The organism is Candidatus Bathyarchaeota archaeon (assembly GCA_026014725.1).
In the GTDB taxonomy this organism is placed as follows: domain Archaea; phylum Thermoproteota; class Bathyarchaeia; order Bathyarchaeales; family Bathycorpusculaceae; genus Bathycorpusculum.
In genome coordinates this window covers 306,205-319,285 of the sequence record JAOZHV010000044.1, presented here as the reverse complement: position 1 = coordinate 319,285, position 13,081 = coordinate 306,205, and the positions used below count along the sequence as shown (strand labels likewise).

Here is a 13,081-nt window from a genome sequence, read left to right as displayed (position 1 = left end):
ACTGCAATAAGCCATTATAACTTTAACATGATCAAACCATATCAAAAACAAACCGGCAATCTTTCACAATAAACTCCTAAACGCCACGCTCAGCGCAATCCATCTGACCCTGCATCACACTATAAAACGTCCGCAAATACACTCGCCCGCTGTCAGTTATCGTATACACTTTACGTGAACGACCATTCTTACGCTCTCGAGTACTCGCAAGCAAACCCTTTGCCTCAAGACCATTCAGCGCCGGATAGAGCGCACCATGCCGCAATACGATGTTAAAATCCTCTTCCACCTGCTTTTTTATCCTATAACCCCATGTCGGCTGCGACTGAACGATACGTAAAAGCTGCACATCAAGCAAATTCTTGATGATGTGTTCAACAATTTCCTTTTTGAAAGTTTCAGACATACCTCTATCCAACCAATCGCCAAATGCTTGCGCTTACATGATTGTTATTATTCAAGATATGTTAATAATCCTGACGGTAAATATGCCACAATATGTTCCAATTATGCTTCTATTATGTGTCAAGATTTATATCGACCTATAGCATAATTAAACAATCAAGATATGTCTGAATAAAGACATATTGTATACAGGTATAACAGAAAAACTGTTCAACACAAATATACAAGAAGGAGAAAAAGAAAAATGTTTAAAGCAAGCTCACAAAAAGAGGTTTCAACTAAGCTAATGAAAGGCCTACTAGACCTCATAATACTGCAATTCCTAAGCACTGAACCCATGCATGGTTACCAAGTAATAACAAAAATCCGCAAGAACTTCGGCGTCTACTTCGGTCCAAGCACTATCTACCCGCTCTTAGGTACACTTGAAAAGAAAGGCTACGTCGGCAGCGAATGGAACATGAACTACGAACGACCCAGAAAAGTATACAAGCTAACAAGCGAGGGACAAAGCATGCTGAGTTTCACTGAAGAATCACTCAACCTAATCTGCAAGAAAATAACTCTAACAAGCCCTGAAGCCCCCATTCAGGCACAAAACGAACCCTCAGTAGGCATATTCAGTAGAAAAAGCATGAAACCGATAGCGTTACAGATTCACTAAAATCTCTTTTTTTACTGTGCAATTATTTTGCAAAGCCTTTTTTAAACATATAGGCTTTTCTATATTAGCATAACATGGTGACCGATTGAAACAGGAAAAATCCCTCGTTAACAACACGTTAAGCTGTCAAATTTTAGAGTTCTGTAGACATATTGCTGGGTCATCAGAAACCACAGCTATAGCTTATCTTGATAGCTATTCAATCAAAGGCTGCAACGAGCGTCAAATTCAAGAGGTACTACTGATCATTCATGATTATCAGCCAAGACTGATGAGTTACATTAAAAACGTTGACGAAAAAGCGGTTTTTGTTTTTGCAGTTGACCAATGGGTTTTTGAACGAGACATAGACAGAGGTTTTCTCGGCGAAGCTATTGCCAGTAAACTCGTCTTTCCGTATTTAGCGCTTTGTGGGGAAAGCTATTTACACCAACGGGAAATTGATCTCAAGAAGCGTCTAGTTTTAGAAACGATGGAAAATATAGCGTTAAGTTTTCCTGAACTCGCAAACCGCATTTTGATTCAGCCGCAATACTTTCTGTATGAGGTTCTGTTGAATCGTATGCGTGTTTTTCCTCTCTTAGCATATAATTTACCTGACTTAATGGGGTTCCTTATTCAAAATGAAGATTCTGCACTTGAGTGTTATCAGATAGCCTTAAGGCAACTTGAACGTGAGGGCAAGATTAGCTATTCAAATGGCTTTATAGTGATGTCTAAAAAGTTTGTTTCCCAGTGTCAAAACCCAAAGACAAGGCTTATCAATCTCGCAAGAAACGCTCCGCGAACTCTTTTCACATCTTTTTTGGGGATTTTCCCGCAATTGATTAAGGTCGTTTCGCAAAATACAGAGGCGTTTGTAAATACACAAAGAATTAACTGGCGAATTCAATCAGAGCCAACTTGCACATTTGTTGATCCACAGAAGTTTGCCTTCTTTTCTACTTCAGAAGGGTTGGTTTCGCTTGCCGATAAAGTTGACATTAGAGGCTTTGCGCAAAAGATGTTGCTGAAAGATCAAAGTGCAGACATTGAGATTTATGCTATCGGTAGTATGCTGAATGATGTGTACTTAATTAAAGCGCGAGGTAAAAATGGTGAAAGAAAGGTTTTAGCTAAGCGTTTTCGTGATTGGACAGGATTTAAATGGTTTCCTTTAAGTCTATGGTCTTTTGGAGCGCGCGCGTTTGCGGTAGCCAGTCAAGATAGACTATCAAGAGAATGCGTAATAAGCGAAGTTTTACGACAGGAAGGTTTTGATGTACCTAGAATTTTGCATGTGAGCAACGCCGAGCGACTGGTTTTTATGGATTTTATTGACGGCAAAAACCTAAGTGAAGCAATCAAGCGGATATCTGTGACTGAGAGGTTAGACGTTTTAGACGATGAACTTGCGAAGGTGCGTAAGGTGGGCGAAATATATGCGAAGGTTCACGCACGAAACATTACGCTTGGTGATACTAAGCCTGAGAACGTCTTGATTAGAAAAGACGGTAAGGTTTTTTTGATTGATTTCGAGCAAGCCATGGAAGGCGGTGACAAGGCTTGGGACCTAGCTGTTTTCCTTTATTATTGTGGGCATTATCTCCAGCCGTTCAATAGCAACAGTAATGGAAAAGCGGAATTAATTACTAGAGCCTTTATCGATGGTTATTTACGTGGCGGCGGAGATTCGAAGGTCATTCGAAAGATTGCTTTGACCAAGTACACGCGTGTGTTCAGTATTTTTACGATGCCGTCCACGATTAAGGCTATTGCAAATGTTTGCTGTGATGTAAAAGGTTGAGTGTGTTATGAATGGTTGAGGCTAAAACATCTCTAACGTTTTATGGTGGCGTTAACGAGATTGGCGGCAACAAGATTCTACTTCAAGACCATGATACAAGGGTTTTCTTTGATTTTGGCATGTCATTTAGTGCTAAGAAACAATATTATTCACCGCCATTTTTATCACCAAGAAATGAGCAAAGTTTGCAAGAGTTAGGAATTTTACCCAAACTTAATGGTGTTTACCGTTTTGACGGGTCTGAGCCACAGGTTGATGCCGTGTTTTTGTCACATGGGCATCTGGATCATTCGGCTTATTTGTCTTTTATCAAACGTGAGGTCCCGGTATATTGTGGTGAGACAACTAAGACAATTCTTAAAACGTTAGGCGACATTCGGCGGGCTGATTTAGAGTTCAATGTTGCGGATATCAGCTTTAGATCGTTTCGTACTGGCGACAAGATTCAGGTTGGAGGTATAGTTGTTGAGCCGTTTCATGTGGATCATTCTGTTCCGGGTGCTTACGGGTTTTTAATTCATACATCCAGCGGCACAGTCGTGTATACGGGCGATTTTCGTGACCACGGCGCAAAGCCCCAGATGACTTGGGAGTTTGTGGAGAAGGCACGTGAGACTGAACCTGTTGCGGTTGTGACTGAAGCTACGAATATGATTGGTGCATCGGTGTCAGATGAGGTTGAGGTTGAGTCGAAGCTTAACACTATTGCGGGACAAGTGGACGGTATTTTGTTGGCTGAGTTTGGTTATTCGGATGTTGATCGCCTCAACACATTCTTTGAGGTTGCAAAGGAGAATGGGCGGTGTCTTGCTGTTTCACTTAGACAAGCGTATTTGCTTGATGCGCTTCACGCGGACAAGCACTTGCATGTTCCAGCGCTTGATGATGATGGATTGTTGATTTTTCGAAAGTCGAAGAAGCGTTATGAGAAATGGGAGAGCGCTTTGATGGAGCGTTTTGGTGGTGGAGGTAAGGTTTTAGATGTGTTCGATGTTTCGAAGCAGCAGTGCAAGGTTGTTTTGGCTGTTAGTTTTTATGATTTTGAGGAGTTAAATGCGATTCAGCCTGCGTCTGGAAGTTGTTATGTTTTGTCGGCATCTGAGCCGTTTAATGAGGAGATGGAGCTTGATTATGAGCGTTTGATTAATTGGCTTAGTCATTATGGTTTGCCGCAATATCATGTTCATGTTTCTGGTCATATGATGCCGCTGCAACTCAAGAAGGCGCTCAAGTACATGAGTGCGAAGCGTGTTTTTCCTGTACATACTGAGAATGCTGGGTTGTTTAGGAAGTTTGTGGGTGAAGGTGTCGGTTTGGTGACTCTTGTGGATAAAGGTGTTGAGTACAGGCTTTAGAATTTGCGAGTAAGAGTTATTTAGTTTTGAAGACAATAATATTTGTTGATTTTTATGAGTCAGGAAATTTGTTTCTACAAGGGTTTACATAAGGTTAAGGTTGTTACGGAAAGTGAAGGTTACTGGATTGTGGAGGCACAGGAAGATTTTGAGGATCAGCTTGATGGGATGCGGGTAACCGTTAAGGCTGGTGAAAGACGCATTGTTCAGCCAAGTGAACTGCATAAGAAAAAGGTGCTGGCTCCGCCGATTCCTGAGCATGTTTATGAGAGGCAACTTGAGAGGCGCGTGAAGCGAATGGTTGAAGATGACGAGAATAAGAAATAGGAGAAACGTTTGTTGCTCTGCTAAAGACCCCTATCCCCTATATAACAGGAATCAAGATTTTTGTTTGGTTTTGTTTTTCTATTAAAAGAAGAAGAATCACTTGGCTTTGTTTCTTCATCTTCTTTTGGGCTTGGCAGTGCAGTTTGTTGTTGTTTTTGCGTCTGTTTCGGGCTGCTGGCTGGTTGTGGCGGATTGTACTAAGCAAAGCGGCTATTTTTTGGATCTACTGATAAAGCGCCTATTTCAGTATGCTAATGGGCTTATTTCAAGCCAAAGTGCCTGATCACTTAGGTTTCTGCGATGAGTTTCTAGTAGGCAACATCTTTTGTATGTTAATTTTCAGGTCTAATGTACACTTCAAATTGAGAATTAGAGTAAATTCTGTTATAACTCGTATCATCGGCAAGCTTGTCGTATAAAGCAGTGTAGCTGTTGTTGAAAAAGGACAAGTCGTATCTCATGGCGATAAAATAGTAAGAGTTAATTCGCATCACTACAAGGTCTGGTTTTTGTCGTGTCAAGTTGGGTGGAAAGTCTACAAGATTTAACCCTTTGGTAAGGTCGGCGTATGATGCCAGTTGCTGGTCGCTGGTCATACTTATCGTTTTATTTGAAAGGTCCACCTTCGTTGAAATAAAGACAAGACCTGTTTCTGCTGGGGGAGTGAAAGTATTGTAGGCTTCTTTACTATAAGCAATAATTGGAAATGTACAAACCAAAAAAAGAATAAACACAAACGAAGCCGCCGTTTGTACCCTAAATCTCTTGGGTCTATCTCGCGAAATATACGTTGCAATGCAAGCAGAACCTAGCAGAAGGAAAAATATCAACCCCCTGCCAAGCAAGAAGCGCTCCCCAGAAGAAGAAAAAAGCAGATAACTCATTGCGGCAGAAAGAATTGCTGTCAGCGCTAGTTCTATTCGTACTGTAGTTAGTGTATCCTTTTTCTTGATAATTTTAAAGAGGTTAAAGACAAAGACGGCCAAAACTCCAACCATAAAAAGGGCGTATATGAAAAGGCTAAGGTGACTGATCAGTGGATAAATAAATCCCTGCCCTCCTGCAGTCCATTCAACAGCATTCACTAGATTGGTTATAAAGTTTAGATTAAGGATATTTGCCACAGGAGTTTTTACGCCCACATAATTTGGTGCAACTTTATAAAATGTCCAATACGACCAAAAAATAATTAGAAACACAAACAGTAAAACAACATTTACCCTTACAAAACTTCGAGTAGCCTTACTTTTTAAAAAATCCCTCCTTACTTGCGTCAAGCTTACGAGTAAAACTGAAGACACATAAAGTCCTAAAAAGATTGGTGAGACTGGATGTGTCAAAACGAGGGCGGCAATAACAAGCAAATTCAAGATAGCTGCTTTAGTGCCCGTGTATGTCAAGAGGAGCAGTGATACTAACAACAGAACTGTTCCAGTGGCAAAAGGCGAGACGTGAGGCTCGAAGTAGTGCAATGCGGGCAACGCAAGTAACATCGCTATAAAAGCTGTTGATTTATTTGAAATTCTTGAAAGAAACAAATACGCTAAACTTGAGAATAAAGCAATGCAGAGTGGCGGAAAAATGTACAGACTGTAAGTTTGAATATTGACTCGAAGGAGCTTTTCAACTCCATAGGTGACTAGGAAAGAGAGCGGGTAGCTTTGCCCGTAATCCGTTAGCACATATTTTGAACCTGTGAGCAGAGCTGGAATATATTCGGCGACCCCACCATGCCAGAGGCTGTCAGGGCTCCAAGAAAAACCACCAAGCAAAAAAGGCGTGTAATAAAGCATCAACGAAAGTTGGACTAACAAAATCACGTGCAACCAAGAGGGGCTGTCTTTCCTGTAAAAAGCATATAAACAAATGCTTATCAATAAGGCGAGTATAATCCAAAAATACGGAAAAAGAATGTTAATCATGGCAAGCGCATCAGATTCAACCGCAGAAACATAAGTCGCCTGTAACTTCAGAACCATTATCAGCCATATAAAAAACGGTAGAAAAGACAAAAAGAGCAAGCGTTTTGGTTGTAAAAGACAGTTAGGCTCCATAGTTCAGCGCTCCTAACCATTTGGTATATCAGACCAAATTGACCGCAATTTTCCAGTTTTTGACAGCGGTATTTCATCCACAAAAGAAATGTTAAATTGTACATCGTCGGGTAAATCAAAGAACTTCTTGAGGTGACGGCCAAATTCTACAGCAAACGCATCCTTGTTTATGGAGAATTCTTTTACCTTCAAGTTAACGTTAATGAGGTCAGTTTTCTTTTGATGTATTTGAAATTGGTCAATGTCTTTGTAATGATTAAACGTGCTGATAGCATAGTTGAAAATCATAGGAGACAACACTCTGTTGTTGGGAAATTTGAGGAATGAATCCAGCCGACCTTCAACCAACTTCATTAATGGTAGCTTTCGTCTGCATGTGCAAATGTCATCTGAAGGTACACCGATGTCACCTATTGCGTACCTGATGAAAGGCATAACATAATTAAACAGGCTAGTGTAAGCCACCTCGCCTCGTTCTCCAGCTGAAACTGCCGCGCCATCTTTATCCAAAAATTCTGTTATGACGCTGTCAACATCCATGTGGTAACCTTGCCGCTCAAGGCATTGCCAAGCGCTCCTGTCGATCTCTGCGCAGCCAAACTGATCACAATAAGGTGCGCCAAAAGCATCTTCGATGCATTGCCTAGAGTTTTGGTCTATAAATTCAGCATTACCGAATACAATATGTGGTTTTATTGATGAAATATTTTTTTTCTGCACTTCTTTAGCTAACATAACAAGCGAACTTGAATACCCATCCAAAACATCGGGTTTTGCCTCGCTTACTTGTTGAATTTTCTGATCTGTTGGTTCAAAGAGCGAAATGCAGTTTTGAGCGAAAATACCTATTCTGCGCTGAAAATTAGTAGTATCATGAAAATGAGTAGGCGATGTTAATACGACCCAACGGTCTCTTGGTTTCTGCCCACAAGCAATGTTTGCTCGCATGTAAATTGCTTTTCTCCAAGCATTCTCGGTCTGGTTAATGTAAACTTCAAAGGGGGTTCCAGTTGACCCACTTGTTCGAACTATCTTGAGCTTGGAGAGATCATATTCACCAGATACAATTTGTTTAAGGCTCTGCCTCTTAAACTCAGCTTTCTTAACAATCGGCAGTTTAGATAGGTCTTCAAGTCGTTGAATACTGTTAATATCAATATTATACTTCTTGTAGTATTCATGGTAAAACGGCACGTTTTCGTATGCATATTTTACTACGCTGCGAAAGCGTTTATCTTGATAACGCTTGAGCTTGTCGCCGTCCCAGTAAAGTCGCTTATTCGCCTGCCTGAGAAAATACAGTATTTTTAGTACATTCACCATTCAGGTCATCTGTCCTGATTAAAACTTAATTTTCGTCTTTCGGTCTATGGTCTTCCAATAGACACTTTTTCTATGTGACGAAAGCAGTCCAATTACTAGATAGCACTGGTGAAGTATAAAGCTTGAGAGTAAACTGCCAAAGCGTTTAAAGGCTATCGATAGAACTAAAGTGCCAGTTAAGATTGCGCCAGCTAAAGCGTAAAGGAAAATGTTTTGGGCTAAAGCAACATAGAGACCGATTAGTACTAAGCCTGTAAGTAATAACAGAGGACATAGGGCGTGCATCAACAGTTTTAACGGAAAAATTGTGTGCCCAAAACTACCATACTTGATAGTCAAAGCTACATCGTAATTCCTCAAGAATACCTGTAACAACCTCTTAGCACGTCGAATCTTTTGCAGTTGATGGTCCCCAAGATTCTCAGGCGAGGGCTCATAAACTATTGAATTCGGAACATAGAGGAATCTTAACCCATGTCTTATAATGTTCATCGCGATGTTAGCATCAGTGCTGCCGTAATCATTCGGGATTTTTGAGGGAACTTTTGACTTATCATAAACAATTAATGGACCATTGCCTGGAAAAGCAGAATGCAACGAGCTTTCCGCCAGCATCGAAATATGATAAAAGTCTCTGTACGAAGATTCAGAGGTTTGAGCGACACCTCTGCCCTCAAACACTGGTTGAATATGACCAGTAACGCCCCCAGCATTTTCACACTCCTGCAGAACGTTCACCGCGTTAATTAGCGCATCCTTGTCAAGCAAAACATCGGAGTCTGTAATACAAATTATGTTGTTTTTGGCTTTGTCTATAGCAGTATTAAGTGACCTGTTTAAGCCCAACCTGCTGGGGCTGTGGATTACAGTTCCGTGAAGCCTCGTTTCTTTTAAGGTTATTTCTGCGATTGTACTAGTGTCATCCGTCGAATTATCATCATAAACAACTACTTCAAGCAAATCTTTTGGATAGTTAAGTTGAGAAATGTTTTTGATTTTTCTTTCAATCACTTTGGCTTCATTGAAAGTTGAGACTATTATCGAAACATTCGCCAAATTATTAACAAAGCTACCTCTCTTTTGATGAGCTATTAATGAATCAGTGAATGAGGTAATTGACGCCTTCCTTAATACTAAATAATAATAAAAAACGTAAACTATAATGACTATACTCAACATTGAGAAACCAATCAAGCCTAAGACGAGCAAGTTTGCGGTAGCCTCACTTCTATTTGCGGTTCCTGTTTGGTTGAACAGTAAAGACCAATTTCCTCGTTAACTTTAGCGATAGCTTGTAACATAGCTGGATTGAGCCCCATAGACTTAGTAAAGTAAATGAAAGCATAGAGGTCCTTGGGTAAACACATTCCACCAAACGGTTTTCCTCCATCCACACCATAGCTACCTATTCTCGGGTCAAGGGCAGCCGCGGTTGCCACAATTTTGGGGTTTATATTTAATTTCTGGCAAATTAGGTAAATCTCGTTAAAGAAAGAAATTTTAGCTGCGAGAAACGTGTTGGAAGCATATTTTATCATCTCAGCTGTATCTAAATCCGTGAAAATGATGGGGCATTTAAAAGAAGAATAAATTTTCCGTAGAGGAACACCTGACCTTTCATCTAAGGCGCCCACGACTATCCTGTTAGGATTGAGAAAGTCTTCTTGAGCGCTTTTTTCTCTGAGAAATTCTGGGTTCATACAGACGCCAAAATCAGCGCCTGCTTTTAGATTAGAATAAGTTTCAAGCAACGGAATTAAGTTAGTTCTTGTTGTCTGAGGAGGAATGGTACTACGATAAGTAACCACTGTGTATTTTTGTGCTTCTTCGAGTGCATTAGCTATTGTTTTTGTGCAGTCATAAATGTACCTGTAATCAATCTTTCTGCCAACTGTTGGCGTCGGCACACAAACAAAAAGTATATCCGAAAAATTAACAGCGTCAACCAAATTATCGGTTGTATCGTAGCCTTTACTTTTCAGAGCTAACAACTTGCCCTTATCAATGTCGTAAAATTTTACTCTGTTGCCATTGGTGGTAAATCCTATACCAGTAGCTTGTCCAACAATACCTGAACCAATAATCGAAATTTTCAAAAACCAATACCTGCCTTTCCCGTTGACTATTTCTGCCTAAAATCTCGAGTTCCCTTTCTTGTTCCGTTTTACCGAACTATACAATTTACTGCACAGTACTAAAGCACGTTCCTGTCAGTATCTTGATTTTCAAGAAACAACTATCAGTAAGACACGAAAATGACTTTTTAAGCGTATGTGATTGATATTTGCCTATCACTATGGTTAGGCAGTAAATAAGCGGCTTTGTTAAAAGCAGGATTGTAAGATTAAAAAAAGTTCTTATGTTACACTACATGCCGAGCTTGAGCCGTCGGTAGGTAGTGTAATCAAGGTATTCAATAAATGGATTTTCTGCTTGAAACTTCACCGTGATTTTCTGTCGTTTCCGCTTATCAATAAGTTGGTTGGTTGTCCTGAGCACATATGCATCACTTCCTGCACCTGAACCGTAACTGGCAACTAAAATACGCTCATCAGGTTTAGCAATATCAAGAACAGCCGCTAAACCCACAGGCGAGCAACCAGAATAAGTGTTGCCAAACTTACTTATCAAAAGCGATGGCAAAATCTGGTCATCTCTAAAACCAAGTTCTTTGGCGATGCGGGCTGGAAACTGCGGGTTAGGTTGATGAGGCACAAAATAATTCAAATCACTTGCTTTAAGGTTTAATCGCTCCATAAGTTTTGAGGCTGCCTTGCGTACATGTTTAAAGTAGGCTGGGTCACCTGTGAATCTTCCGCCATGCATAGGGAACGGTTCTCCGTCGCGACGCCAAAAATCAGGCGTATCTGATGTGCATGAGTACCAGCCCTCAACTTCAGCAATAACATCATGTTTGCCAAAAAGGAACGCTGCACCACCGTACCCCACGAAAGTATCTAATTCTCCGCCTGGGCAACCTCTTGGTGCCGCCTGAGAGTTATCTGCACCGATAACCATAGCGTAGTTTATGCCTGAACGTTGGTAGCTCACAAGCGCTACTGCGTCTTTGAACATACTTGTCGCAGCTTTACAGGCAAACTCGGTGTCCACAGCATCAACCCCTTGAATGTCACCGTCTTCTTCGCCTAGTTGGAGAACCTGCGCTACTTTCGAAGCAATTGGCTTAACGGCATACGGGTTTGATTCTGAACCAACATAAACCTTCCCAACTCGAGAACTGTCTAGTCCTGAATGAATGAGCGCCAACTTTCCAGCTTCCACCGCGGCAGTTACAGCATCTTCATCAATGAAGGGTACAGACCGCTCCATCCCAGTCTCTTTTATACGGAACCTAGAAGTATAAGCGCCATAGCCCACGATGCCTGGGAATTCATATTCCTTTTTGGGCTCAACTATTGTGTACTCTTGGTGTGGGTAGTATTCATCGGTTAATGTGAAAGCCAAAGAAATCGTTGGAACAACATCCCCGCGCCCAACAGAATAGCGCCGCCTAAACCGAGGAATAACTTCTCTGCCTTCAAGCTTTGAGAGGTCAACTTCTTGTTCATCGCAAATTAACTGGTCAGTTAGTCGAGCGGGCACGCGGATTTTGCCGTCACGGAAAGCTACGATACCGTAAACGAATTTTTCAAGTTTGGTGAACTTATTTGTAGGCTCGTTGATTAGGGTGCAAAGTTCCAGCGTGCCCTTGTCGTAGAAAAGGTCTGCACTGTCCATTTTTCCGTAGCTTTTTCTGCCACAGTTGCTACAGTAATCACGTACTTCAAAATACTCTTTACCGCAAATCTGGCAACGACTAGCTCTCAATCTATCGCCTAAGTAAGAGACACGACGCTCTATGGGTTCACTGCTCAAGCGTTATGCCCTCCGAAAATTGTAACGTACGCTTTTGTGCCAAAGCCTTCAAACTCAAGGGTGCATCCCTTCTTTGGTAAACTATCATCGATTTTAACTTGTCTCTCTCCTGCTTCTCCACGTAACTGTCGATAAATCTCAAAAATTTGCGCGCCACCAGTTGCGCCCAACGGGTTGCCGTCAGCTTTTAAGCCGCCGTTCGTGTTCACGAATAGTTTCTTATCACCAATTTTGTAGTAGTTTTGATTATTTGGGAAGCTGTCAAAAATGTTTTTCCAAGCAGTCCCTGGTGAATAAAAGCCCAAGTCCTCAAGCGAGACCATCTCCATCATGGTGGATTGGTCATAGACTTCGATGACCTGCAAATCAGACGGCAATATCTTGGTTGTTTTGGATGCGTTCTTCATTGCAAGCTCAGCGGCTACAAAATGTGAGAGGTCTTCTCGTCCTGGATAGTAGAGGTAATCGGTGGCTGAACCGTAGCCTAAAACGTAGAGTGGGTTTTCAGTTAAGGTCTTGGCAACTGATTCGCTGGTTAGGATTAGGGCTGATGCGCCATCTGAGATTGGGGCAAAATCGAGAAGTCCTAATGGTTTATGGGATGTTTTTCTTGCGTTTAGGACTTGGTCAATGGTGATTCTTTTTTGGTATTGTGCGTATTTGTTTTTGCTTGCGTTATCATGATTTTTGACGCTAATCTGAGCTAAAGCGGTGTTGAACTGGTCGAGCGGTTCGCCCTCTATGCCATACCGTTTGATGTATGCTCTTAGCATGAGTTCATGGTTTGATTCGGGTGTTCCACCGGCGTAAAAGCTCCATGGGTCATCAAGAAGCATAAGGTCATCGCGAATCTTGTCCCACCGGTCAGTCATTTTCTCAATGCCGCCCACGAGTACAGTTTTGTAAACTCCTGCCTGAATGGCGTAGCATGCTGTTTGCAGGGCAGCGCTAAAGGAGCGCATTACTTCCATGGGTACATGGAGTTCGGTTAGTTCTGAGAGAAAGCCCTCTTCTAGACCTAGTTTGTTGGTGATTGGGAGAAAGCAGTCTGACATGTAACAGGCTTCAAGGTCTTTGCGTTCTATGTTGCATTCGTTTGAAGCGGCAAGCCAGGCTTCCTCTATTAGTTTTTCTGGCTCTTTGCCGTAGTGTTCTCCAAACTTGGTTCTGCCGACAGCAACTATGGCTGGTTGCATTCATGTCCTCTCTTTTTGTGATAGCATTTTACCTTTTTCAAGAAGATTATTAAGTGTTTGCCATTTCAGCCAAAATAACAATAAAATGTCCATGT

The 13,081-nt window shown here is 41.5% G+C and carries 11 protein-coding genes; 4 read left to right on the top strand and 7 right to left on the bottom strand.

The window, feature by feature from the left end; translation table 11 throughout:
• Nucleotides 1–76: 76 nt before the first annotated feature.
• Nucleotides 77–406 (bottom strand): PadR family transcriptional regulator, encoded by a 330-nt coding sequence (locus NWE95_09165; GenBank protein ID MCW4004063.1) that lies wholly within the window; start codon nt 404–406, stop codon nt 77–79.
• Nucleotides 407–649: 243 nt separating this feature from the next.
• On the opposite strand from NWE95_09165, the gene NWE95_09160 reads away from it, so the two are divergent.
• From NWE95_09160 to NWE95_09145, 4 genes are all read left to right on the top strand, one after another.
• A complete protein-coding gene (locus NWE95_09160; GenBank protein ID MCW4004062.1) occupies nt 650–1,069 on the top strand; it encodes a PadR family transcriptional regulator in 420 nt (139 codons plus the stop codon).
• 85 nt (nt 1,070–1,154) lie between these two features.
• Nucleotides 1,155–2,855 (top strand): hypothetical protein, encoded by a 1,701-nt coding sequence (locus NWE95_09155; GenBank protein MCW4004061.1) that lies wholly within the window; start codon nt 1,155–1,157, stop codon nt 2,853–2,855.
• Nucleotides 2,856–2,866: 11 nt separating this feature from the next.
• Nucleotides 2,867–4,210 (top strand): MBL fold metallo-hydrolase, encoded by a 1,344-nt coding sequence (locus NWE95_09150; GenBank protein ID MCW4004060.1) that lies wholly within the window; start codon nt 2,867–2,869, stop codon nt 4,208–4,210.
• A gap of 54 nt (nt 4,211–4,264) precedes the next feature.
• Nucleotides 4,265–4,537, top strand: coding sequence for a hypothetical protein (locus NWE95_09145; protein MCW4004059.1), 273 nt, complete (start codon nt 4,265–4,267; stop codon nt 4,535–4,537).
• Between the two features lie 332 nt (nt 4,538–4,869).
• On the opposite strand, the gene NWE95_09140 is transcribed toward NWE95_09145, so the two are convergent.
• The 6 genes from NWE95_09140 to NWE95_09115 all read right to left on the bottom strand — a co-directional run bounded on the left by NWE95_09140 (nt 4,870) and on the right by NWE95_09115 (nt 12,986).
• Nucleotides 4,870–6,591, bottom strand: coding sequence for a hypothetical protein (locus NWE95_09140; protein ID MCW4004058.1), 1,722 nt, complete (start codon nt 6,589–6,591; stop codon nt 4,870–4,872).
• 12 nt (nt 6,592–6,603) lie between these two features.
• Nucleotides 6,604–7,914: a phenylacetate--CoA ligase family protein gene (locus tag NWE95_09135; protein MCW4004057.1), complete on the bottom strand. Its 1,311-nt coding sequence runs from the start codon at nt 7,912–7,914 to the stop codon at nt 6,604–6,606.
• A gap of 18 nt (nt 7,915–7,932) precedes the next feature.
• Entirely contained in the window at nt 7,933–8,970 is a 1,038-nt protein-coding gene (locus NWE95_09130; protein ID MCW4004056.1) for a glycosyltransferase, read from the bottom strand.
• A gap of 140 nt (nt 8,971–9,110) precedes the next feature.
• Complete coding sequence (locus NWE95_09125) at nt 9,111–10,010, bottom strand: nucleotide sugar dehydrogenase (protein ID MCW4004055.1); 900 nt, start codon at nt 10,008–10,010, stop codon at nt 9,111–9,113.
• Between the two features lie 271 nt (nt 10,011–10,281).
• Nucleotides 10,282–11,790, bottom strand: a complete 1,509-nt coding sequence (locus tag NWE95_09120; GenBank protein MCW4004054.1) for a hydroxymethylglutaryl-CoA synthase — start codon at nt 11,788–11,790, stop codon at nt 10,282–10,284.
• Complete coding sequence (locus tag NWE95_09115; protein ID MCW4004053.1) at nt 11,787–12,986, bottom strand: thiolase family protein; 1,200 nt, start codon at nt 12,984–12,986, stop codon at nt 11,787–11,789. The genes NWE95_09120 and NWE95_09115 overlap by 4 nt, the downstream gene beginning before the upstream one ends.
• Between the last annotated feature and the right edge of the window lie 95 nt (nt 12,987–13,081).